This window comes from Halorussus caseinilyticus, assembly GCF_029338395.1.
GTDB classification, from domain to species: Archaea; Halobacteriota; Halobacteria; order Halobacteriales; family Haladaptataceae; genus Halorussus; species Halorussus caseinilyticus.
Map to the genome: position 1 here is coordinate 311,677 of NZ_CP119810.1, position 19,484 is coordinate 331,160.

The 19,484-nt window shown below is 65.8% G+C and carries 19 protein-coding genes; 12 read left to right on the plus strand and 7 right to left on the minus strand.

Translation table 11 applies throughout. The features are described from left to right. Window positions 1-257: 257 nt before the first annotated feature. Window positions 258-1,736, plus strand: coding sequence for an AMP phosphorylase (locus tag P2T60_RS19055; RefSeq protein WP_276282343.1), 1,479 nt, complete (start codon window positions 258-260; stop codon window positions 1,734-1,736). Here the strand turns inward: P2T60_RS19055 and P2T60_RS19060 are convergent, their stop codons facing one another. Then, complete coding sequence (locus P2T60_RS19060) at window positions 1,737-1,907, minus strand: hypothetical protein (protein ID WP_276282344.1); 171 nt, start codon at window positions 1,905-1,907, stop codon at window positions 1,737-1,739. 273 nt (window positions 1,908-2,180) lie between these two features. Here P2T60_RS19060 and P2T60_RS19065 point away from each other — a divergent pair, with 273 nt between their 5' ends. Both P2T60_RS19065 and P2T60_RS19070 read left to right on the plus strand, forming a co-directional pair. Further along, entirely contained in the window at window positions 2,181-2,693 is a 513-nt protein-coding gene (locus P2T60_RS19065) for a gamma carbonic anhydrase family protein (RefSeq protein ID WP_276282345.1), read from the plus strand. 167 nt (window positions 2,694-2,860) lie between these two features. Further along, window positions 2,861-3,424 carry a D-lyxose/D-mannose family sugar isomerase gene (locus P2T60_RS19070; protein ID WP_276282346.1) on the plus strand — a complete coding sequence of 188 codons (564 nt, stop codon included), beginning with the start codon at window positions 2,861-2,863 and terminating at the stop codon, window positions 3,422-3,424. Here the strand turns inward: P2T60_RS19070 and P2T60_RS19075 are convergent. Continuing rightward, window positions 3,421-3,687 carry a DUF8150 family protein gene (locus tag P2T60_RS19075; RefSeq protein ID WP_276282347.1) on the minus strand — a complete coding sequence of 89 codons (267 nt, stop codon included), beginning with the start codon at window positions 3,685-3,687 and terminating at the stop codon, window positions 3,421-3,423. The two genes, P2T60_RS19070 and P2T60_RS19075, sit on opposite strands and share 4 nt — an antisense overlap. A gap of 77 nt (window positions 3,688-3,764) precedes the next feature. Continuing rightward, window positions 3,765-4,463 (minus strand): hypothetical protein, encoded by a 699-nt coding sequence (locus P2T60_RS19080; protein WP_276282348.1) that lies wholly within the window; start codon window positions 4,461-4,463, stop codon window positions 3,765-3,767. A 216-nt stretch (window positions 4,464-4,679) separates the two neighbouring features. Between P2T60_RS19080 and P2T60_RS19085 the strand changes: the two genes are divergently transcribed. Next, window positions 4,680-4,811: a hypothetical protein gene (locus P2T60_RS19085; RefSeq protein ID WP_276282349.1), complete on the plus strand. Its 132-nt coding sequence runs from the start codon at window positions 4,680-4,682 to the stop codon at window positions 4,809-4,811. Window positions 4,812-4,838: 27 nt separating this feature from the next. On the opposite strand, the gene aglF is transcribed toward P2T60_RS19085, so the two are convergent. After that, on the minus strand, window positions 4,839-5,627 hold the full coding sequence (aglF, locus tag P2T60_RS19090) for a UTP--glucose-1-phosphate uridylyltransferase AglF (RefSeq protein WP_276282350.1): 789 nt from the start codon (window positions 5,625-5,627) through the stop codon (window positions 4,839-4,841). Between the two features lie 216 nt (window positions 5,628-5,843). On the opposite strand from aglF, the gene P2T60_RS19095 reads away from it, so the two are divergent. Next, window positions 5,844-6,401 carry a metal-dependent hydrolase gene (locus P2T60_RS19095; protein WP_276282351.1) on the plus strand — a complete coding sequence of 186 codons (558 nt, stop codon included), beginning with the start codon at window positions 5,844-5,846 and terminating at the stop codon, window positions 6,399-6,401. Window positions 6,402-6,520: 119 nt separating this feature from the next. After that, complete coding sequence (locus P2T60_RS19100; RefSeq protein WP_276282352.1) at window positions 6,521-8,374, plus strand: DUF7282 domain-containing protein; 1,854 nt, start codon at window positions 6,521-6,523, stop codon at window positions 8,372-8,374. 68 nt (window positions 8,375-8,442) lie between these two features. Here P2T60_RS19100 and P2T60_RS19105 read toward each other — a convergent pair whose 3' ends face one another. Next, window positions 8,443-9,900 (minus strand): sulfatase, encoded by a 1,458-nt coding sequence (locus tag P2T60_RS19105; RefSeq protein ID WP_276282353.1) that lies wholly within the window; start codon window positions 9,898-9,900, stop codon window positions 8,443-8,445. 137 nt (window positions 9,901-10,037) lie between these two features. Between P2T60_RS19105 and P2T60_RS19110 the strand changes: the two genes are divergently transcribed. Beyond that, window positions 10,038-10,427 (plus strand): DUF4112 domain-containing protein, encoded by a 390-nt coding sequence (locus tag P2T60_RS19110; RefSeq protein WP_276282354.1) that lies wholly within the window; start codon window positions 10,038-10,040, stop codon window positions 10,425-10,427. Between the two features lie 63 nt (window positions 10,428-10,490). Here P2T60_RS19110 and P2T60_RS19115 read toward each other — a convergent pair whose 3' ends face one another. After that, the gene (locus P2T60_RS19115; protein ID WP_276282355.1) at window positions 10,491-12,260 is read right to left on the minus strand and encodes an alpha-amylase family protein; all 1,770 of its coding nucleotides are present in this window, start codon (window positions 12,258-12,260) and stop codon (window positions 10,491-10,493) included. A gap of 265 nt (window positions 12,261-12,525) precedes the next feature. Between P2T60_RS19115 and P2T60_RS19120 the strand changes: the two genes are divergently transcribed. The 4 genes from P2T60_RS19120 to P2T60_RS19135 all read left to right on the plus strand — a co-directional run bounded on the left by P2T60_RS19120 (window position 12,526) and on the right by P2T60_RS19135 (window position 16,324). Next, window positions 12,526-12,864, plus strand: coding sequence for a HalOD1 output domain-containing protein (locus P2T60_RS19120; protein ID WP_276282356.1), 339 nt, complete (start codon window positions 12,526-12,528; stop codon window positions 12,862-12,864). Between the two features lie 166 nt (window positions 12,865-13,030). Continuing rightward, window positions 13,031-13,792 carry an ABC transporter ATP-binding protein gene (locus tag P2T60_RS19125; protein ID WP_276282357.1) on the plus strand — a complete coding sequence of 254 codons (762 nt, stop codon included), beginning with the start codon at window positions 13,031-13,033 and terminating at the stop codon, window positions 13,790-13,792. Window positions 13,793-13,804: 12 nt separating this feature from the next. Beyond that, the gene (locus tag P2T60_RS19130; RefSeq protein ID WP_276282358.1) at window positions 13,805-15,046 is read left to right on the plus strand and encodes an FtsX-like permease family protein; all 1,242 of its coding nucleotides are present in this window, start codon (window positions 13,805-13,807) and stop codon (window positions 15,044-15,046) included. A 63-nt stretch (window positions 15,047-15,109) separates the two neighbouring features. Beyond that, window positions 15,110-16,324, plus strand: coding sequence for an ABC transporter permease (locus P2T60_RS19135; RefSeq protein ID WP_276282359.1), 1,215 nt, complete (start codon window positions 15,110-15,112; stop codon window positions 16,322-16,324). Between the two features lie 286 nt (window positions 16,325-16,610). On the opposite strand, the gene P2T60_RS19140 is transcribed toward P2T60_RS19135, so the two are convergent. Continuing rightward, a complete protein-coding gene (locus P2T60_RS19140; RefSeq protein ID WP_276282360.1) occupies window positions 16,611-18,101 on the minus strand; it encodes a polysaccharide lyase in 1,491 nt (496 codons plus the stop codon). Between the two features lie 172 nt (window positions 18,102-18,273). Here P2T60_RS19140 and P2T60_RS19145 point away from each other — a divergent pair, with 172 nt between their 5' ends. Continuing rightward, entirely contained in the window at window positions 18,274-19,386 is a 1,113-nt protein-coding gene (locus P2T60_RS19145; RefSeq protein WP_276282361.1) for a glycosyltransferase family 4 protein, read from the plus strand. Window positions 19,387-19,484: the final 98 nt, after the last annotated feature.

The window sequence follows — 19,484 nt, forward strand, 5'->3', positions numbered from 1 at the left end:
CACGCGGCGGGACGGGGCGAACGCGCCCGGCGGGACGGACCGCGGAACCGCGCCCGAAAGAATCGGCCGACGAGCGGCCCGCACGCGCTGGCGAGTGCCAGCGCGTGCGGGCCGAAGCGCGGACGGCAAAATAGAATTATTGTTCTCAAAAATAAAAACACGTGTTTAACAAATCTAAACCTTTCCGAGGCGCCACTTCTTACTCCGCCTCGGCGTCGCTTCCCCACGATTATACGCGCTGGCGTCGAACGACCGGCATGGAACTGGTCGCCAGCGAAATCGACATCGGGACTCATCTGCCGACGGTCCTGCTCAACGGCGCGGACGCCGAGGAGTTGGGCGTCCACCCCTTAGACCGGGTGCAGATAACCACCGACGGCACGACCACTATCGGTATCGTGGAGATGACCGACGAACTCGTCGCGCCGGGGACGCTCGGAGTCACGCGCCGACTCGGGCACGTAGAGGGCCGGGTCGAAGTCACCCACGCGCCCAAACCAAACTCCGCCCGGTACGTCCGCAAGAAACTCGACGACCGGGAACTGGAGGCCGACGAGATTCGGGCCATCGTCCGGGACATCGAGGCCGACCGACTCAACGACGTGGAACTGTCCGCCTACGTCTCGGGCGTCTATTCGAACGGCATGTCCGACGCCGAGACCACTCACCTCACCGAGGCGATGGCCGAAGTCGGCGACCACATCTCGTGGGACGACCCCGTGGTCGCCGACAAACACTCCATCGGCGGCGTGGCGGGCAATCGCGTCTCGCCGATACTCGTGCCCATCGTGGCCGCCGCGGGCGTCAAGATTCCCAAGACCTCCTCGCGGGCGGTCACCTCGCCCGCCGGAACCGCCGACACGATGGAAGTCTTCTGCGGCGTCGAGTTCTCCGTCGGCGAGATTCGGGACATCGTAGCGGAGACGAACGGGTGTCTGGTGTGGGGCGGCGCGGTGGACCTCTCGCCCGTGGACGACAAAATCATCCGCGCGGAGAACCCCCTCTCGCTAGACCCGACCGGCCAACTCATCGCGTCGGTCCTCTCGAAGAAACACTGCGCGGGTTCGACCCACGTCGTCGTGGACGTACCCTACGGCGAGGGGTCGAAGGTGGACGGCACCGCCGAGGCCCGCGAACTCGCCGACGACTTCGAGCGCGTCGGCGACCACCTCGGGATGGAGGTCACGCCCGCCGTCTCGCCCGGCGACGAACCAATCGGTCGCGGCATCGGCCCGGTTCTCGAAGCGCGCGACGTGCTGGCAGTCCTCGCCGGGGACGGTCCCGAGGACCTGCGACTCAAAGCCGTCCGACTCGCGGAAGTTCTCCTCGACGACTGCGACGTGGACGCCGACGCCGCAGAAATTCTCGAATCCGGCCGCGCGGAGGCCGCCTTCCGCGACATCGTGGCCGCACAGGGCGGCGACCCCGACGTGACGCTCGCGGACCTCGTGCCCGGCGACGAACGCGCGACGATTGAAGCCGACCGCTCGGGCGTCGTAACCCACGTGGACAACCGCCTCGTCAGCGAACTCGGCCGCCGCGCCGGTGCCCCGAAAGACCAGCGCGCGGGTCTGACCCTCGCCCGGAGGGTGGACGACGAGGTTTCGGCGGGAGACGAGTTGTTCACCGTCTACGCCGAAACCGCGAGCAAACTCGAAGACGCCGTGGCCCTCGCCGACCGCGCGGAACCCGTCCGGGTCAGAAGCCGCGAGGAAGCGATGGTCGAGCGCGTCTGACTACCACACCATCTGGCCGTTCTCGGTGACGTTGCCGACGTACAGCAGATGGGTGAACGGCACGAACGCCATGAACTCGCCGTCCGCGTCGTAGAGTTCGACGCCGTTGTCGCCGACCTCGTAGTCCTCGCACTCGATTTGCTCGCCGTCGGAGATTTGGGCTTTGTACATCCGTAGCCTATTGGCAACGCCGTCGGACAAATGGTTGTCGGCGGGACCCCATCGTCGGGGACTACCGGTTCGCCCTCGCGCTTCACGAACACGACGACCACCGGAACGACGGCGACTGGGTGGACTTCGACGAGACGTACGACCCGACGTGCGCCTACCCCGCCCGCTCGCGGCGCCGCGAGCGGGCGGGGGCTTCGTAAACTGTCGTCTCTCCGACGCTGAGGAATTTCTTCACGACGAATCCTTTTGGCGAATGATACCGTCTACCCCGTCATGGGGGGTAGCTACGACTTCGAAGGTACCGAACCGACCGTCCACGACGACGCCCGCGTGAGCAGGGAGGCGACCCTCGTCGGGGACGTGACCGTCGCGGCGGACGCCAGCGTCTGGCCGGGCGTCGTGTTGCGCGGCGACGTGGCCCCGGTCCGAATCGGCGAGCAGTCCCACGTCGGCGACAACGCGGTCCTGCACGGGGCGACGGTCGGCGACCGAGTGATGGTAGGCCACGGCGCGGTTCTGAACGACGCCGAAGTCGGCGACGGCGCGCTGGTCGGGTTCAACGCCACCGTCAACACCGACGTGACGGTCGGTGAGAGGTGCATCGTCGCGTCCGGCACCGTCGTCCCCGACGAGTACGCGATTCCGCCCGAGTCGTTCGCCCGCGGAGTGCCCGCGCGCGTGACGCCGCTCGAAGAGACGGACGTGGACGCCGCCGAGACGTTCGATGACTACTCGTCGGGCGAGTACACCGACCTCGCGGCGCGACACGGTGACTTGTTCGAATAACAGTTCGTTTCGCGCCGGTCGGCGCGAAACTCGGAGCGGAATTTTCGACGTTTCGGACCTACATTGTTGGGCACGCCGAGTGGCAACGAAGAAGCGAGGGAAGACGAGACCGGACCGGGGACTCTCCGAGTCGCCAACCGTTTTGTTCTCGGGGTCGTAGTTCCGGCGTGACCAGCGAGACCGAACGGGAGCGCGCCCGAGAGCGCGCCGCGAGCATGCTCGCGGACGCGGGCGTGGTCCTCACCGACGACGAGCGTGCGGGGATGGAAGTCGTGGACTACGGACTGGGGGACCTCGAATCGGTCGGGACCGAAATCGTGGTCTACGTCAACGACGACCGCTACTGTGCGAAGGAACTCGTGTTGTTCCCCGGCCAGACCTGCCCGGAGCATCGCCACCCGCCGTTCGACGACTACCCCGGCAAGCGCGAGACCTTCCGGTGTCGCGCGGGCGAAGTCTATCTGTACGTAGAGACCGAGGACGCCGACGACGCGTCGGCGTCCGACCGCGACGGCTGGTCGGTCTCGCCGCCGATGCGCGAGGAGTTCTACACCGCAAGCGAGGAGATTCACCTCGAACCCGGCGACCAGTACACGATTCCGCCGGACACCCGCCACTGGTTCGTGGCGGGCGAGCAAGGCGCAGTCGTCTCGGAGTTCTCCTCGCCGAGTTACGACGAGAAGGACGTGTTCACCGACCCCGAAATCGACCGGATGGCCGGGAGTTACTAAGCGTCGTCGTCTCTCGCGTCGTCGCCTTCGTCACGCTTCTCGGGATTCAATAGTGGCGACTCCTCGCGGAGTCTGTGCATGTCGGGTCGTTCGTCTTCGACGCGGCGCGCGGCCCGAATTTGCGAATTGACGAGTTTGTTCACCTGTTCGCCCCATTCGTCGTCGGGATGCGTACGGACGTATTCGGCCCACTCCTTGATGAACTGGATGCGCTCCTCGCGGTTGTCTGCGTGTTTTTCCTCAAGATTGGAGAAGTCGCTCATACTCTGTCCTCGAATTTCATGTTTACTGACGGTTCGAAATCTACACCCAACCGTCTTGCGGTCGGAGGCGTTCCGGTTTAGTTCTGAACCGCCGACGCCGCGGCGTCGGCGGTCCACAGCACGCCGACCAGAACCGCGGTGATGACGAAGTGGTTGGCGACTAGACCGAGGGCGATGCCGATGGAGTAGGCCGCGCTCCCGAGGTTCAGCGTCGGCGGGACCCCGCGGTACCACTGCATCGCGTACCACCCGGCCAGCACGAGGGCCGCGAGGTGGGGCGCGTACCGGACCCCGGCGGCCATCGGCGTCGTCCCCTCGAACTCCCGGAGGCGGTCGGTCCCGAAGACGAACGGGACGTAGACGAACGCCAGCGCGTAGACGAAACTCGACCCGAGGACGCTCTCGGCCCCCTGCGCGTACCTGCTGAGGATGACCAACACGACGGAGACGACGAGCGTGACGAACGCGTACATGAAGACGGCGTAGCCGAATATCAGCAGGTAGTCGCCGTGCCTGCGCGCTCGTTCGGTGCAACGGTAGGAGTTCCGAACCGCGACGGCCGACGTGAGCAGAAACAGCAGGAGGACCGCACCGACCGCGCCGGTGGACGTGGCGGTGGACTGCTGGAACTTCATCAGGTAGACCGAGAGCGCGCCGAAGATGCCGATGACCGTGAACAACTGGTGGTTGGTTTCGAGGAACTCCTCTATCGACGGCGGTCGCTCGTCCGCGGTTCCGGTACGCCTCCGACCAGCGAGTTCGCCCCACCGACCCATGGATAGTGGAGTCCGAGGGTCGTTCATAAAGGCGGCGTAACCGCGACTCGACAGGTCGCTTCCAGAGCCAGTTCCGCGCTCGTCCGACTGGAGACGTATAATATTATGTATACCAATCAAAAACGTTGTCTAAACACAAGTATACAATTCTCTAACGTCGCCGCGCTCCCGCCGGGACCACGTTGAAGTCGCTCCGCGTCGTTTACCGACGACGGAATGACGCTCCTCGTGGAAATCGGGTGTCCGGACTGCGGCCGGAAATCCCCCGTTCGAAAACGGGGTCTCGGACGCTACTACTGCACGGGCTGTGACCGGGAGTTCACCCAGTCGGAGGTCCTCCCCGAGTAGCCCCGCGCTTCGGGAGTGGACCGGGGTTCAGTCGCTCTCCGCCGAGAACTCTGCGGAACCGGACTCGGATTCGCCGCCGGTTTCGGTCTCGTCGCCGTCTGCGTCCTCGCCGCGGAGCAGACGCTCGGCCTTCTTTCGGTCCTCGGGGTAGCCAACGTCCACGCGCCACCCGTCCATCCGAATCGCGTCGATGGTGCGTCCGCTCTGGATGAGCAGGTCGATTGCCTCGCTGATTTCGTACTCGCCGCGATTGGAGGGTTGGACGAGGTGACAGGCGTGGAAGATGGCGGGCGTGAACGTGTAGAACCCGGTCATCACGAGGTTCGACGGCGGATTCTCGGGTTTCTCTACCACGTCGGTAATCTCGCCGTAGTCGTTGGTCGCACAGACGCCGTAGCGTCCGGCCTCCTCGTAGGGCACTTCTTCGGTGAGGAACGCGGCGTCCGCGCGGTCCTCTCGCTGGCGTTTCACCACGTCGCCGAGGTTCGCGTCGAACACGTTGTCCCCCAACATCAGCATGAAGTCGTCTTCGACGTGTTCTTCGACAGTGAGGAGGGCGTGGGCGAGTCCCTTCTGTTCGCGCTGGTGGGAGTACGTAATCGGGACGCCCTCGAACGCGTCGCCGTAGTAGCTGATTATGTCCTGCTTGCGGTAGCCCACGACTACCACGAATTCGTCGGCACCGAGCGCCCTCAGTTCCTCGAAGCAGTGTGTCAGGATGGGTTCCCCGTCTATCTCGACCATCCCCTTGGGCTTCTCGTCGGTCAGCGGTCGCAGGCGGGTTCCCTCTCCGGCGGCGAGTACGACGGCTTTCATGGTTCTCTGCGGGGTGACTACTTCGACCGGTAAATAGCTCTCGGCCCGACACGTTGGGTTATTCCGGTCTCGTGCGCGCAGGACTGCGCGCACGAGACACCGCACGGGCGATTGAACCCGCACGGACGACTGAATCGAACGCGGCCGTCGGCCGCGTTCGCGGGCCGAAGGCACCTCGCCCGAAGGACTAACCCGTCGCGTTTCCAAGAGCGTCCCATGTGGCCATGGGGACATCTCGCGGTCGGCTACCTGCTTTACACCGCCTTCGTCCACCTCCGGAGTCGCCGCGCGCCAGACGGCTACGCCACCGTCGCGCTGGCGTTCGGCACGCAGTTTCCGGACCTCGTGGACAAACCGCTGGCGTGGACGTTCGGTCTAATTCCCAACGGCCGGTCGCTGGCCCACTCGCTTCTGAGCGCCGCCGTCGTGATTGCCGTCGTCCACGCCCTGCTCCGACGGTTCGACCGCCCGGCCGTGGCGACTGCGTTCGCCATCGGCTACCTCTCACACCTGCTCGGTGACGCGCTCTACCCCGCGCTGACCGGCGACTTCTACTCGCTGGGCTTTCTCGCGTGGCCGGTCGTGCCCGCCGTCGAGTACGCGACCGAACCGAGTTTCGCGGCCCACCTCCGGGGACTCTCGCTGAGTTCGTTCGTCGCCGTCGAGGGACTGCTGGCGCTCGTGGTCTTCGGCGTCTGGGCCTACGACGGCGCGCCGGGTCTCCGAGTCGTCGCCGCGATTCCCCGATGGGTCGGCCGAAAGCTCTCGGTCTAACTTCGGTAGGGCGCACAGGCGGCCCGTCGAACGCGCTGGGTGGCGGCCTGAAACCTCGCGTTTCGTCCGCCAGCGGATTTATACCAATCGTCGTGGACTGTCTGGCGGGGGAGAAATCAATGAGCCGTAAGCACGCATCTTTGGCTATCCTGTTAGCCACAGCCACGATTTTCGGGGGTGTAGCCACTACCTTCGCCGCGACGGGGACCGACGCCGGGCCGGTCCAGTCGCCGCCGAGCGAGGTGGTGCGAGAGACGCAAGCGACCAACACGTCGGTCACGTTGGAGAACCAGACGAGCGGCGGCACCGTCGTCACCATCTCGCAGGTGAGTCTGTCGGAGGGCGGATTCGTCGTCGTCCACGACCGGAGCCTCCTGAACGGGTCGGTCCTCGACAGCGTTCGCGGGTCCTCGGAGTACCTCGAAGCCGGGTCCCACGAGAACGTCGAGGTAACGCTCGACCAACCAATCGAGGAGTCCCAGCGTCTCCTCGCGCTCGCCTACCGGGACACGAACGGTAACCAGAGCTTCGACTTCGTGGAGACGCAGGGTCAAGACGACGGCGCGTACACGGTGGACAATCAGGTCGTCGTGGACGAGGCGTTCGTCACCGTCGAGGAAGTGACCGAAACGACTACCACGGAGACGACCACCGAGACGACTACGACGGAGACGCCGACAGAAACGACGACCACGACAGAAACGACAACCGAGACACCGACCGAAACGACGACCACGACAGAAACGACAACCGAGACACCGACCGAAACGACGACCACGACAGAAACGACAACCGAGACACCGACCGAAACGACGACCACGACAGAAACGACAACCGAGACACCGACCGAAACGACGACCACGACAGAAACGACAACCGAGACGCCGACCGAAACGACGACCACGACAGAAACGACAACCGAGACGCCGACCGAAACGACGACCACGACAGAAACGACAACCGAGACGCCGACCGAAACGACGACTACGATTGAGACGCCGACCGAAACGACGACTACGATTGAGACGCCGACCGAAACGACGACCGAGGCGACCACGATAGAGACGACGACCGAAACCGAGACCACGACGACCGAGGAACCGACCGAGACGACCACGATAGAGACGACGACCGAAACGACGACCACGACGATGGCCGAGCAACCGGTCGAAGAACGCCGGATTTCGTTCCGAATCGACAACGCCAACGTCGAGGGGTTCTCGTTCATCGTCGGGAGCGCAGACGAACCCGACCGGACGGTCGTCGTGGAGAACGTCACGATTAGCGACCGGACGGTCCGCGTGGACCTCACGAAACTCCTGAGCGGCGCGTCGCTCGAAGAGAGTCTCGGCGAGGCCGCGGCCGACGGGGAGGTGTCTCGGTCCGAACTCCAGACCGTCGAGTTCGTCTTCCGCGACGTGACGATTCAGAACGTCGAGTTCGTCGTGACCGCGCCGAAGGGCGTCGAGACTCGCCTGCCCGAGCGGACGACCACGCCGACGGAGACGACGACGGAGGAATCCACCGAGACGACGACCGAAGTGCTGACCGAGACGACTGCGACACCGACTGAAACCGAGACGACGACGGAGGAACTGACTGAAACCGAGACGACGACCGAGACGACCACCGCCGCAGAGCCGTCGCTTCGGGTGCCCGCGCTCGACGCGCCCCAGACTGTGGTCCTGAACGGGAGTCAACTGGTCGTGGGCGCGGAGGTTAGCAACCCGAGCGACCGGACCGTGACCGAGACGGTCCAACTCCGAATCGACGGGACCGTCGTGGCACAACAGACGGTGAAAGCCGAACCCGGCGAGACCCGACAGGTGCAGTTCGAACTCGGCAAGTCCGACCTCGGACTCGAACCGGGCCAAGCCTTCCTCGGCGTCCTCACCGACGACTTCGGCGAGACTGTCATCATCACGGTCGAGGACCGGAGACAGGACTCGGACACCACGACCGCGGAAGGATAGTTCCGCTCGCCGCCTCTTTTTCGGCCGGAGCGACTGCGAGTGAGAGCGAGAGAGCGCAACGCCCGACGCTACAGATACCCCAAGTCAGCCAACTGCTCTTTCATCTCGTCGGTGAACTCCGCCTCGTCGGTTTCGGCCGCGGTCCAGTCCACCCAGTCGTCGGCGACGGCCGACAGTTCCTCGACTGCCTCCGGTTGCTCGTCGCTCACGTCGGTCTCCTCGTCGGGGAGTTCGAAGAGCTGGGACTTCCCCTCGCTTTCGAGGTACTTGAACTCGCGGGTCCGAATCGCGCTGAACGGCTGTTCGTGGAGAAGTTCGGTGTTGAACTCCGGATTCACCGCGAAGAACTCGTCGAAGTCGGCGCGTCCGCGCTGGCTTAGGCAGTAGTCGCGCGTCTCGGTCCGGAGGTCGTAGCCGCGGAACTGGTCGTGGTCGCACCCGAGGATGCTCGCAATCGTTCGGGTCACGTCCACGTGCTGGACGAGTTCGTCGCCGTCGCAGTCGAGGTCCGCGCCCGCGACGACCAGCGGAACGTGGGTCAGCGCGTCGTGGAGCGCGAGGTTGTGGCCGACGAGTCCGTACTCGCCGAAGCACTCGCCGTGGTCGGCCGTGACGACGACGATGGTGTCGCCGTTGAGCGCCCGGACGTGGTTGACGATTTCCCGAACGCAGTCGTCGGCGTAGCTGATTTCGGTGTCGTAGAGTGTCTCGATGGTCTCCCACTGTTCGGGGGTGAGTTGGCTCCCGTGGGCGTTGAGTCGCTGGATTCGGTCGGCGCTCCCGTAGAGGTCGAGCGAGAGGGCTATCGCCTCGTCCATCGGCACGGGAAGTGAGTCGCGGAACCGGTCGCGCGCCCGCCGCGGCGGGCAGTAGGGGTGGTGGGGGTTGCCGACGTGGGCGTAGAGGAAGAAGGGGTCGTCGCCGTTCGCGGCCTTCGAGGTCCACTGCTTCGCCATCTCGGTCGTGACGTACGAGAGGTTGTGCCGGTTCCTGTCGAGGGTGAACCCCGGCCCGTGCGACCGGACGTTGAGCGCGTACTTGGCCAGCGCGCGGGTCTTCTCGTTGAGGGGTCGGCCCTCGTGGGACCCGAGGTTGAGACCGTACTTCAGCAGGTCCGCGACGCCGCCGTCGCCGAGGTTCTTCGAGAGCCAGTAGAAGTCCTCGAACCCCCGGTCGAGACCGTTGGCGGAACTCAGGTAACCGTTCGGCGAGAGGCAGGCGGTGCGATACCCCTCGTCGGCGAGCAGTGCCGGGAGGGTCGTCAGGTCCGGCGGGAGCTTTCTCATTCCGGTGCCCTCCTTCCCGACGCCGTGGTCCGAGAGGTACGTCCCGGTGAAAATCGAGGCACTGGACGCTGGCGTCCACATCGAGTGGGCGAAACAGTTCTCGAAGGCGGTGGCATCGTCTTCCTCGGCCAACTGCCGAATCGCGGGCGTGGTGTCCCGGTCGTATCCCCCCATCGGCGTGTGGTCGGCTCTGACGCTTTCGAGCGTCAGCCACACGACGTTCGGCGCGTCCCGTGTCATGGCACCAGTACCGACAGATGTCGGTTTAGCTATTTCGGCCAGCGCTTCCGGTGTCGGTAGAATCGGCGGCCCCGTTCTGAAACTGCTAGCGTGACGAGGCCAGCAAACCTTTGCCTGCGTGGGACCACCGTCTCTCTATGGAACTCGGACCAGACGAAGACGGGCAACCAATCGAAGTCTCGGTCGAAGACGAACCGCCCGGCATGGAGCGCGTCCGGGCCGTCGCCGACCTGCTCGACGAGGCAATCGAGCTTCCGGTAATCGACTACAAAATCGGACTCGACCCCATCCTCGGCATCCTGCCGGTCGGCGGCGACGCAGTTTCTGCGGCCATCTCGCTCTACATCGTCGCCGAGGGCGCGCGGATGGGCGCGTCGCGGGACACCGTGCTGAAGATGCTGTTCAACGTCGGCGTTGACGCGGTTCTCGGGTCGATTCCCGTCCTCGGGACGCTCATCGACGCGGTGTGGAAGGCCAACGAGCGCAACGTCGCGCTGTTGGAAGAGGAGTTGGGCGAGACGGCGTGAGGGTCGGGTCTCGAAGCGGATAGACTCCCGCTCTCTCTCATCGACGCGGGTTCTCGAACCGCCTCACCCCAACCGAACCCAGCAGAACCCGTACCGACCCATCTCGAAGCGCCACCCGTCCGAGCCTTCTTTATCGTTCCCATAACCTCCTATATCGTTCTTAGACGTATCTTTATCTTTCTGAGAGACATCTTTATCGGTCTTGTCCTCCGACTCGACCCGCTCGAACTCCGCTTCGCCGAAGAGTCGAGTCGGTTCGCCGTCGAGTTCGAGAGTCGCCGTCGCGTCGTCGTCGCCGAGGTTGTGGACCGCGGCGACTCGTCCGTGGTCGCTGACCATCCGGTGGGCGAACACCGCGGGGTCGTCGGTGTCGAACACCGCCCAGTCGCCGGTGGCGATTTCGGGGCACTCCCCGCGGAGGCGGTTGAGGCGCGAGAACCACTGGAGCAGGGAATCGGGGTCGCCGCGCTGGTCGGCGACGTTGACCGACTCGTAGCCGAACTCGCCGTCGGAGACGACGGGGCGTACGAGGTCCTCGGGGTCGGCCGTCGAGAATCCGCCGTTTCGGTCCGCCGACCACTGCATCGGGGTCCGGACCGCGGTCCGCCCCGGCAGGTTCAAGTCGTCTCCCATCCCGATTTCGTCGCCGTAGACCACCAGCGGCGTGCCGGGGAGCGAGAACAGCAGACTGTAGGCGAGGCGGATGCGGTCCCCGTCGCCGTCCAACATCGGCGCGAGGCGTCGGCGGATGCCCCGGCCGTAGATTCGCATCCCCTCGTCGGGCGCGAACGCCTCGAACACCGTCTGCTGGTCGTCCTGCGGGAGACGCCCCACGTTGAGTTCGTCGTAGTTCCGGAGGAAGTTGGCCCACTGGCCGCCCGCCGGTCGCGGCGGGAGCAGGTCCAACACCTCCCGAATCGGTTCGGCTTTCTCCTCGGCGAGTGCCAACACGAGGTAGGCGTCGAGCAGGAAGTTGAGCAGGACGTTCATCTCGTCGCTCTCGCCGAGTTCCTCGCGTGCCTCGGCCTCGTCTGGGCGTCGGCCGGTCGTGGTACCGAAGTACTCTCCGAGGTGTTCGGGCGCGTCGTCGGCCTCCGCGAAGAGGATGGCGTCGTCGCCGCGGCGTTCCACGAAGTGGCGCATGTCCCGGAGGACGCCGTGGGGGTCGTCGAGTCGCGTCGATTCGAGACCGCCCTTGTTGTCTATCATCAGCGTTGCGGCGTCCACCCGGAAGCCCGAGACGCCGAGTTGGAGCCAGAAGCCCATGATTTTCCGAATCTCCTCGCGCACGTCGTCGTTGGCGACGTTCAGGTCCGGTTGATAGTGGTAGAACCGGTGGTAGTAGAACGCCTCGGCCTCCTCGTCGTAACTCCACACCGCGTCTTCCTCGCCGGGAAACACCGGCCCGCGGTGGGGGTCGGGATTCTCGGGCAGGTCCTCGCGCCAGATGTAGTAGTCGCGGTACTTCGAGTCGGGGTCGCTCCGTGCGGCCCGAAACCACGGATGTTGGTCGGACGTGTGGTTGACCACGAGGTCCACGATGACCCGGATACCCCGACGGTCGGCCTCGCGCACGAACTCCACGAAGTCCCCGAGCGTGCCGTACTCGGCGCCCACGCCGTAGTAGTCGCTCACGTCGTACCCGTTGTCGCGGTTCGGCGACGGGTAGAACGGCAAGAGCCACACGCAATCGACGCCGATACTTTCGAGGTAGTCGAGTCGCTCGGTCAGTCCGCGGAGGTCGCCCACCCCGTCGCCGTTTCCGTCCGCGAACGCCTCCACGTCGATTGCGTAGAACGTCGCGTTCTCGTACCACTGGTCTTTGGTCCCCATTTCACACCCTCCCTCTCTTCGACGGCTTCGAGCGGAAAAAACGGTGTGGCGACGGTCGAAACGGTGGTCCGTCGAAGACGGTGCTACCGCGTACCTCGTGACGAATTCAAAACGAGTCTAACGCCACGTTTCCGCCCCTTTCCGTGCGTCCAACGGCGGAGTAAGAAGCGTAACACTTGCGGACGCCGCCGTAATTCAGACGTTACGTGGTGGGACGTTTGAGACGGACTCACTCGTTCAAGAGTGTCCCGCCGAAAGTACTTGTATGAACGCCGAAGACAGCAGTGAGATACTCACTGCCGACCCCGACGCGGGCACGTATCGGGTGACGTACGACTACCCGTCGAACCCGCCGAGCATCGCCGTTCCGCTCGCTATCGCCGAGACGACCGGATGCGGACTGACCGACCTCGAACCGCTGTACGACGCCGAAGGGGTGGACCCGGACGCCTTGGACGACCTGTTCCGTCCGAACGCGAGCGGTATCGCGCCGGAGTGTCGTGTGACGTTCGGCTACCACGGCTACGAAGTCACGGTCAAGAGTTACGGCCGCATCGTCATCCGGTCCCCGGCGGCGTCGAGTACGACCTCCCATCGCCGCTGAGAGTGCGGCGTCTCACCGCCGTCGAGCGTCGAGACGACTCGCCGGGCGCACGCGCCCGACGAAGACCGAAACGCCGCTCAGCGTTGATTTAACCCTTTCTCGTGGACGACCGGCCTGAAACGATAAGTGGGTCGGCGTGTTCTTCACTCCCGTTCTGGGGGGACTGATGGACGCGAGTACACGAACAGCGACGGAGGAATCGGACCGGAGAGAGGCGGTGGTCGAGTGTTCGGAGGTCACGCGGAGGTACGAGCGAGGGGGAAGCGGCGGCGGGTGGTTCCCGTTCGGCGACGACGCGGACGCGGACCGGCCGACCGTGACGGCGCTCGAAGACGTGTCGCTGACCATCGAACGCGGGGAGTTCGTCGGCCTGTCGGGACCGAGCGGGAGCGGCAAGTCCACGCTCATCCACCTGCTGTCGGGACTCGACGCGCCGACCGGCGGCACCGTCACGCTGGCGGGCGAGGACGTGTCGGACCTCTCACAGAAGGAACTCACCCGCCTGCGACTCGAACGGGTCGGCATCGTCTTCCAGCGGTTTCACCTGCTCCCGTCGCTGTCGGCGCGGGCGAACGTCGCGCTCCCGCTGGTCGAACGCGGGATGGGCAAGTCGGCGCGCCGCGAGGAGGCCGCGGACCTGCTCGAACGGGTCGGACTCGGCGACCGCCAAAGCCATCGCCCCGGCGAGATGTCCGGCGGCGAGCAACAGCGAGTCGCCGTCGCGCGCGCTCTCGCGGGCGACCCCTTCGTCGTGTTCGCCGACGAACCGACCGGCGAACTCGACACCGACACCGGCGAGGTCATCCTCGACTTGCTCGCGGACCTCGCCGAGGACCGCGCCGTCGTCCTCGCCTCGCACGACGAGCAAGCGCTCGCTCGGACCGGCCGAGTGATTCGCCTCCGCGACGGGCGGGTGACGGATGCCTGAGGGGGGCCGCGCGTGAGTCGCCGACTCGCGCGCTGGAGCGGTCTCGTCGGGGTCGCGCTCCGCCGAACCGCGACGAAGGCGACCAAGACCGCTCCGCGCCAGACCGCGGTCAGCGTCCTCGGGGTCGCCATCGCCGTCGCGCTGATGCTGGTCGTCACCGCGACGGGTCTCGGTCTGGTCCAAGGGACGACGGTCCGGGGTGACGCCGTGGACTACTGGGTCGTCCCGGAGGGGGGCGGCGCGTCCACGATGGTCGTCTCCACCGCGTCGGCCCAACTCGGTGACGTTCACGACAAGAGCGCCGCGCTCAACGACGACCGGCGAATCGAGTACGCGACCCCGGTCCAAATCTCGGTGCTGAAGGTCAGTTCCGGCGGCGCGAGCGAGTACGTCCTCGGCGTCGGTGTCGTCCCTTCGCCGAAACTCGACCGGGTGGCCGGACTCCCGACGGAGGCGCTCTCGTCTGGCGACCCCTACTACGCGAACGGAAGCTACCACGGCGAGTGGACCGGCGAGGCCGTCCTCTCGGCGGGCGCGGCAGAACGGTTGGGCGCGAACCGGTCGGCGAACCTCTCGGTCAGCGGGGCCGTCTCGGGGTCCGGGAGTCGCGGACTGCGGGTCGCGGCCGTCGAGAGCGCCGCCGTCGAGTCCGGACTGTCGGGGATGCCCGTCATGATAACGCACCTGAGCGAGTTGCAGACCATCACCGGCGCGCAGTCGGGCGACCAAGCCGACCAACTGCTAGTCCAGTCGAACGCGGGCGGACTCCGGTCGGCGCTCGAAAGCCGGTTCCCCGGGGCGACCGCGGTGACTCGTTCGGGGTTCACCGCTCAAAACTCGGTGGATTCGGACCTCCCGCTGGCGATGGGGCTGGCGGCCCTGCTCATCGCCGTCGTGGTCGGCACCCTGTTCGTGGCGACCACGCAGGGGTTGCAGGTCGAGGCCGACAGCGAGCAGTTGGCCGCCCTGACCGCAATCGGGTTCTCGCGGCGCGCGCGTGCGCTCTTGCTCGTCGTGCAGGCGCTCGCGCTCACGCTCGCGGGCGGCGCGCTCGGCATCGTGCTGGCGTATCTCACGACGGCGGCGACGAACTACGCCGCCACGCGAGCAATCGCGCCCGTGCCGATAGCTGACTTCCACCCCCTGCTGGTGGGCTACGGGTTCGTCGTCTCGGCGCTCATCGGCCTGCTGGTCGCGCCCTACCTGCTGGCGATGGAGGGTCGGACCGAAGGGGTCGCGGAGGTGATTCGGTGAGCCGACTTCGAAGAAGTCCGCTCGTCGCGGCGGCCCGGAACCGGGCCGCCGCGGGGTGGACCGATGAGCAGACTCCGGGTCGCGATTTCGGTCGCGGCGGCCCAACTCCGGCACGACCGCGCTCGGACCGTCCTCGCGGTGGTCGGCATCGCGGTGGCGGTCCTCTCGACCACCCTGCTCGCCAGCCTCGGCTACGGCGTGTTCGAGACCGGCCAGCAGAAGTTCGACGCCTCGGGCCGGGACCTCTGGGTGACCGGCGGGTCGCTCTCGGAGGGACCCGGCGGGTTCGGCACGTCAATCCTCGACGCCCACGAGGTGGCCCGGGACATCGAGTCCCGCGAGCAGGTGCAGTCGGCGGTTCCGATGGCGTTCCGGGCCGTCTACGTCGGCAACGGTTCCGGAGAGATGCAGACGCTCGTCGGCGTGGGCGTCCCCGGCGGCGGCCCGTTCGTCAGCATCGAGGAGGGACCGGGCTTCGAGCAGTCCGACGTTCACTACGCCGAGGGGAGTTACGACGGACCGATGACCAACTCGGTCGTCATCGACTCCCGAACGGCCGAGATGTTCGACGTGGGCGTCGGCGACACGCTCCACGTCGGCGGGTCCGCCGAGAGCGCGCGCGACCACATCTTCACCGTGGTCGGCATCTCGCCGACGTTCTCCAGCTTTTTGGGCGCGCCCACCGCGACGGTCCACCTGAGCGAACTCCAAGAAGTCACCGGCACGACGGGCACCGACAAGGCGACGTTCGTCACCGTCTCGCTGGCCGACGGTGCGAACCGGAACGCGATGGAGCAGACGCTACAGCGAGAGTACCCCGACTACACGATTCGGACGAACGACGAGCAGATGCGCTCGGTCCTCCAGCACAACGCCGTCGTCATCGCGGTCGGCGGTGCGCTGGTGTTCCTCTCGGTGGTCGCGGGGTTCGCGCTCACGCTCAACGTCCTCTCCATCGTCGTGTTCCAGCAGAAGGAGGAACTCGCCGCGCTGACCGCGCTCGGAGTCTCCGCGAAGACGCTGGTCGGGATGGTCGCCGCCCAAGGCGTCCTGCTCGGCGCTGTCGGCGGACTGGTCGGCGTGGTCGCCACCCCGCCGTCGGTGGCCGCGCTGAACTTCGTCGCGGCCGAAATCGTCGGCTTCGAGGGACTGGTGCAGGCACCGGGGTCGGTGCTGGCTCTCGGCGCGGCCATCGCGCTGGTCATCGGGACGCTGGCGGCCGCAGTCGCTGGCTGGCGGACGCTCCGGACGGTCGGCATCGACCAACTCTCGCGGTAGGCCGGTCCCGGGAGTCCCCGCTCGCTTCGCTCGCTTGACGGTCGCTCCGCCGCGGTCAGCAACCTCTATCGTTGCGAAACAAATCAAAATATTTCTTTAGGAAATAATTGAATTTCTCATCGGTGCGCGCTGGCGCGGCGGCGAACGGCCGCGCCAGCGCCGTGGGCGGCCGTCGGGAGCGGAGCGACCGACGGCCAGTCGCGGGGGAAGCGAAGTAACGGTGGGCGGCGGCCGCGAACGCGGCCGCCGCCCTCCGGTGTCGCCGGTTCGTAGCGAGAGACCTCGCCTACAGCGACACCGACTGCGAGCGCTTCGTGACGTTGCCCGACGAGTCTTTCACGCGGAGTCGCACGTCCATGGTGCTTCCGGTGGGGAACTGGAAGAGTTCCCATCCGGAGGCTCGCTTGCCGCTCACGTCCTCTACCGCGAAGTTCACGTCGGCCGACCCGTCGTTGACGACCACTTCCACTGTGTCGAGGTCCTTGTCCGCGTCGGACGCCGCCCACCGGACCGAGAACATCCGGTCACCGCCGAGTCGGTTACTCTTGGACACGTCGAACTTCTTGACGGTCGGGGGATTCGACGGCACGAGGTCCGCGACGCTCACTTCCTGTCCGTCGTAGCGTAGCGTCCACTTGCTGTCGTCTATCTTCATCGACGTGATGGTGCCGTCAACGTAGTAGGCGTCGCCGTAGCCACTGCCTCCGGCCCCGGAGACCGTCACCGTGCCGTCGCCGTTGTCGGTCACGCTGTCGTTGCCCTCCGCGGAGTTGTCGCCTGCCGAGGTGTTCTTGACCACGTTCCCCTCGACGGTGAACTCGTAGGTCAGACCCTCGGTGCCGGAGTCGGCGACGAGTTCGAAGGGGGTACCCTGCGTGGTGTCTCCGCCGCCGGACGACCCATCCCCGGAGATGTCGGGCATCTCGGTGTCGCTGAGCGCCCACCGGTCGAAGTAGACCGACTGGTCCTGTGGCGAGGTCCAACTGCCCCCGAAGTAGGCGTTGAACCAGTAGTTACACCCGAGCGAGAGGTCTTCGGTGAACCGCATCCCCGACTTGTCGAGTTGTAACTCGTCGTTGACCCACATCTTGAGTTGGCCGTCGGCGTTCGCCGACCCGCCGTCGACCGAGTTCAGTTTGATGTATTGGCCGACCTTCACCCACTCGCCCGTCGGAACGGTCGCCGCCCAGAAGTGGTCGCCGTACGTTCCGCCTTGGTCCATGTGGTAGGTGTAGTAGCCGATTTTGACCCCGTTGCTCGGCGAACCGTCGAAGGTCGCGCGGGCCGACCACCCGTTCGTCCCGTCGGCGGGTTCGCCGCCCTTCGCACCGCCGGGTTCGATGTTCGCGGGACCGGGAAGTTTCCCGGTCCGGCCGGTGAACCCCGACGAGAACCGCACCCACGCGTTCGCGTACAGTTCGGTGGTTTCGGAGTCTAAGTCACCCGCATCCACCGGGTCGTATATCGCGGCCATCCCGTAGTGGCTTCCCTCGGGGAAACTGACGCGGAGCGCGTTACTCCCGTCTTTCACGGGGTCGCTCACTCGCTCGTCGTACGTGCCCTGTTGCCATGCGTTCGTGAAGATGTCTCCGTACCCCGACTCGTCGAACTCCTCGTAAACGAGGTCACTGGTGCTACTCGCGGCCGAACTCGCTGAACTTGCGGCGTTCAGTCCGGCGACGGATGCGGCGGCCGCACCCGCGAGTTGGAGGTAACTCCGCCGGTCGAGTAGCGATGTCTCTGATTCGGACTCGCGTGCCGTTTCGTCGCGTGCCATGCAGTTTTCAATGCTTTGTAGACATTTTAAATATTTACCGAAACGTCTCGTTTGGTGTTGGTGAGTTGTGAGGTGCGCACTTTCGTCTAGACGTTTCTCGTCGCTGTCGGACGCCGACCGCCAGCACAGTTAAGCGCGGAGGAGTCGTACCGCCACGCCGACGCAGGTCAGTATGTCAGGGGGTAGACCGACGGTTCTGGGGTTCACCGACATGCGGTCCGAGGAGTTAGTGACGCCGCTGGAAGCCACGAACGCGCCCGGCCGAATCCTCTCGTTCGAGGGGACGGGTCCAGTCGCCAAGTTCGTCCGCGCAGTCGTCCGTGGAGTCGGCGTCTTCCGCGAGTCGGAGGTGGACGCGATACTGCTCTACAACGGAACCGGGGTCCTCGGTCTGGTCTCCGTGTTACTCGCGGGTCTCTATCGGGTACCCCTCGTCGTGCGGGTGAACGGGGACATCTACCGACAGCACGCCGACAGATTGGACGAACTCCGGAGCGACGACGAGTACGCCCGCACCGCGGTGTTCCTGCTCTACCACCTCCTGACGCGTCTCACGTATCGGGTCGCCACCGGCTACGTGACCGTCTCCGAGGACCTGCGCGAGCGAATCGAGTTCGGAACGACCTACCCGAACCGGGCGACCGCGACGGTGTACAACCCCGTGGACGCGGCGGAGTTCCGGAACGCCGACCGACCGGACGAGTCGGATGTAGACCTCGCCGGGAACCGCGTCCTCGTCACCGTGACCAACCTCGATTTCGAGGGCAAGTGTCGCGGCACGGTCGAAATCATCGACGCCGTAGCCGACGTACTCGCCGAGAACGACGACGTGACCTACGTGGTCGCTGGCGACGGGACGTATCTCGACGCGCTCGAAACCTACGTCGAGACCCGCGTCCCGGACGAGACCGCCGAGCGAATCCACCTGTTGGGATACGTAGACGACGTTCCCTCGCTACTCGCCGCGGCCGACGTGTTCGTCTACAAGTCGTACATCGACGGCTATCCGAACGTGATTCTCGAAGCGCAGGCCGCCGGACTCCCGGTAATCGCAAACCCGGCGTACGGCATCGGCGAGCAGATTTCCCACGGCAGGACGGGACTGCTTGTCCCGGACGACGGCGACGCGAGTTACCGGCGAGCGGTCGAGAAACTCCTCGCCGACGAGTCGTTACGCGAGCGATTAGGACGGAACGCGGCGCGGACGGTTCGGGACGAGAACGCTCACGAGCGAGTCGGCGACGAACTACTCGCCGCCGTCTCCCGCATCGTAGCGCGACGGTAACGACTCCATACCGGACCGTAACTTCCGTGGCGTCGGCGTCGGTCGCTCGCCCGGGCGTGTAACCGAGGCCCAGATATAAGACGCGCCGTGTGGTTAGC

Bases quoted from the DNA above. Each gene is read 5' to 3' on its own strand.
- P2T60_RS19115 (WP_276282355.1), bottom strand. From the start codon at position 12,260: ATGGGGACCAAAGACCAGTGGTACGAGAACGCGACGTTCTACGCAATC.
- P2T60_RS19075 (WP_276282347.1), bottom strand. From the start codon at position 3,687: ATGAGCGACTTCTCCAATCTTGAGGAAAAACACGCAGACAACCGCGAG.
- P2T60_RS19085 (WP_276282349.1), top strand. From the start codon at position 4,680: ATGACGCTCCTCGTGGAAATCGGGTGTCCGGACTGCGGCCGGAAATCC.
- P2T60_RS19110 (WP_276282354.1), top strand. From the start codon at position 10,038: ATGGAACTCGGACCAGACGAAGACGGGCAACCAATCGAAGTCTCGGTC.
- aglF (WP_276282350.1), bottom strand. From the start codon at position 5,627: ATGAAAGCCGTCGTACTCGCCGCCGGAGAGGGAACCCGCCTGCGACCG.
- P2T60_RS19065 (WP_276282345.1), top strand. From the start codon at position 2,181: ATGGGGGGTAGCTACGACTTCGAAGGTACCGAACCGACCGTCCACGAC.
- P2T60_RS19080 (WP_276282348.1), bottom strand. From the start codon at position 4,463: ATGGGTCGGTGGGGCGAACTCGCTGGTCGGAGGCGTACCGGAACCGCG.
- P2T60_RS19135 (WP_276282359.1), top strand. From the start codon at position 15,110: ATGAGCAGACTCCGGGTCGCGATTTCGGTCGCGGCGGCCCAACTCCGG.
- P2T60_RS19095 (WP_276282351.1), top strand. From the start codon at position 5,844: ATGTGGCCATGGGGACATCTCGCGGTCGGCTACCTGCTTTACACCGCC.
- P2T60_RS19125 (WP_276282357.1), top strand. From the start codon at position 13,031: ATGGACGCGAGTACACGAACAGCGACGGAGGAATCGGACCGGAGAGAG.
- P2T60_RS19120 (WP_276282356.1), top strand. From the start codon at position 12,526: ATGAACGCCGAAGACAGCAGTGAGATACTCACTGCCGACCCCGACGCG.
- P2T60_RS19105 (WP_276282353.1), bottom strand. From the start codon at position 9,900: ATGACACGGGACGCGCCGAACGTCGTGTGGCTGACGCTCGAAAGCGTC.
- P2T60_RS19140 (WP_276282360.1), bottom strand. From the start codon at position 18,101: ATGGCACGCGACGAAACGGCACGCGAGTCCGAATCAGAGACATCGCTA.
- P2T60_RS19060 (WP_276282344.1), bottom strand. From the start codon at position 1,907: ATGTACAAAGCCCAAATCTCCGACGGCGAGCAAATCGAGTGCGAGGAC.
- P2T60_RS19055 (WP_276282343.1), top strand. From the start codon at position 258: ATGGAACTGGTCGCCAGCGAAATCGACATCGGGACTCATCTGCCGACG.
- P2T60_RS19100 (WP_276282352.1), top strand. From the start codon at position 6,521: ATGAGCCGTAAGCACGCATCTTTGGCTATCCTGTTAGCCACAGCCACG.
- P2T60_RS19145 (WP_276282361.1), top strand. From the start codon at position 18,274: ATGTCAGGGGGTAGACCGACGGTTCTGGGGTTCACCGACATGCGGTCC.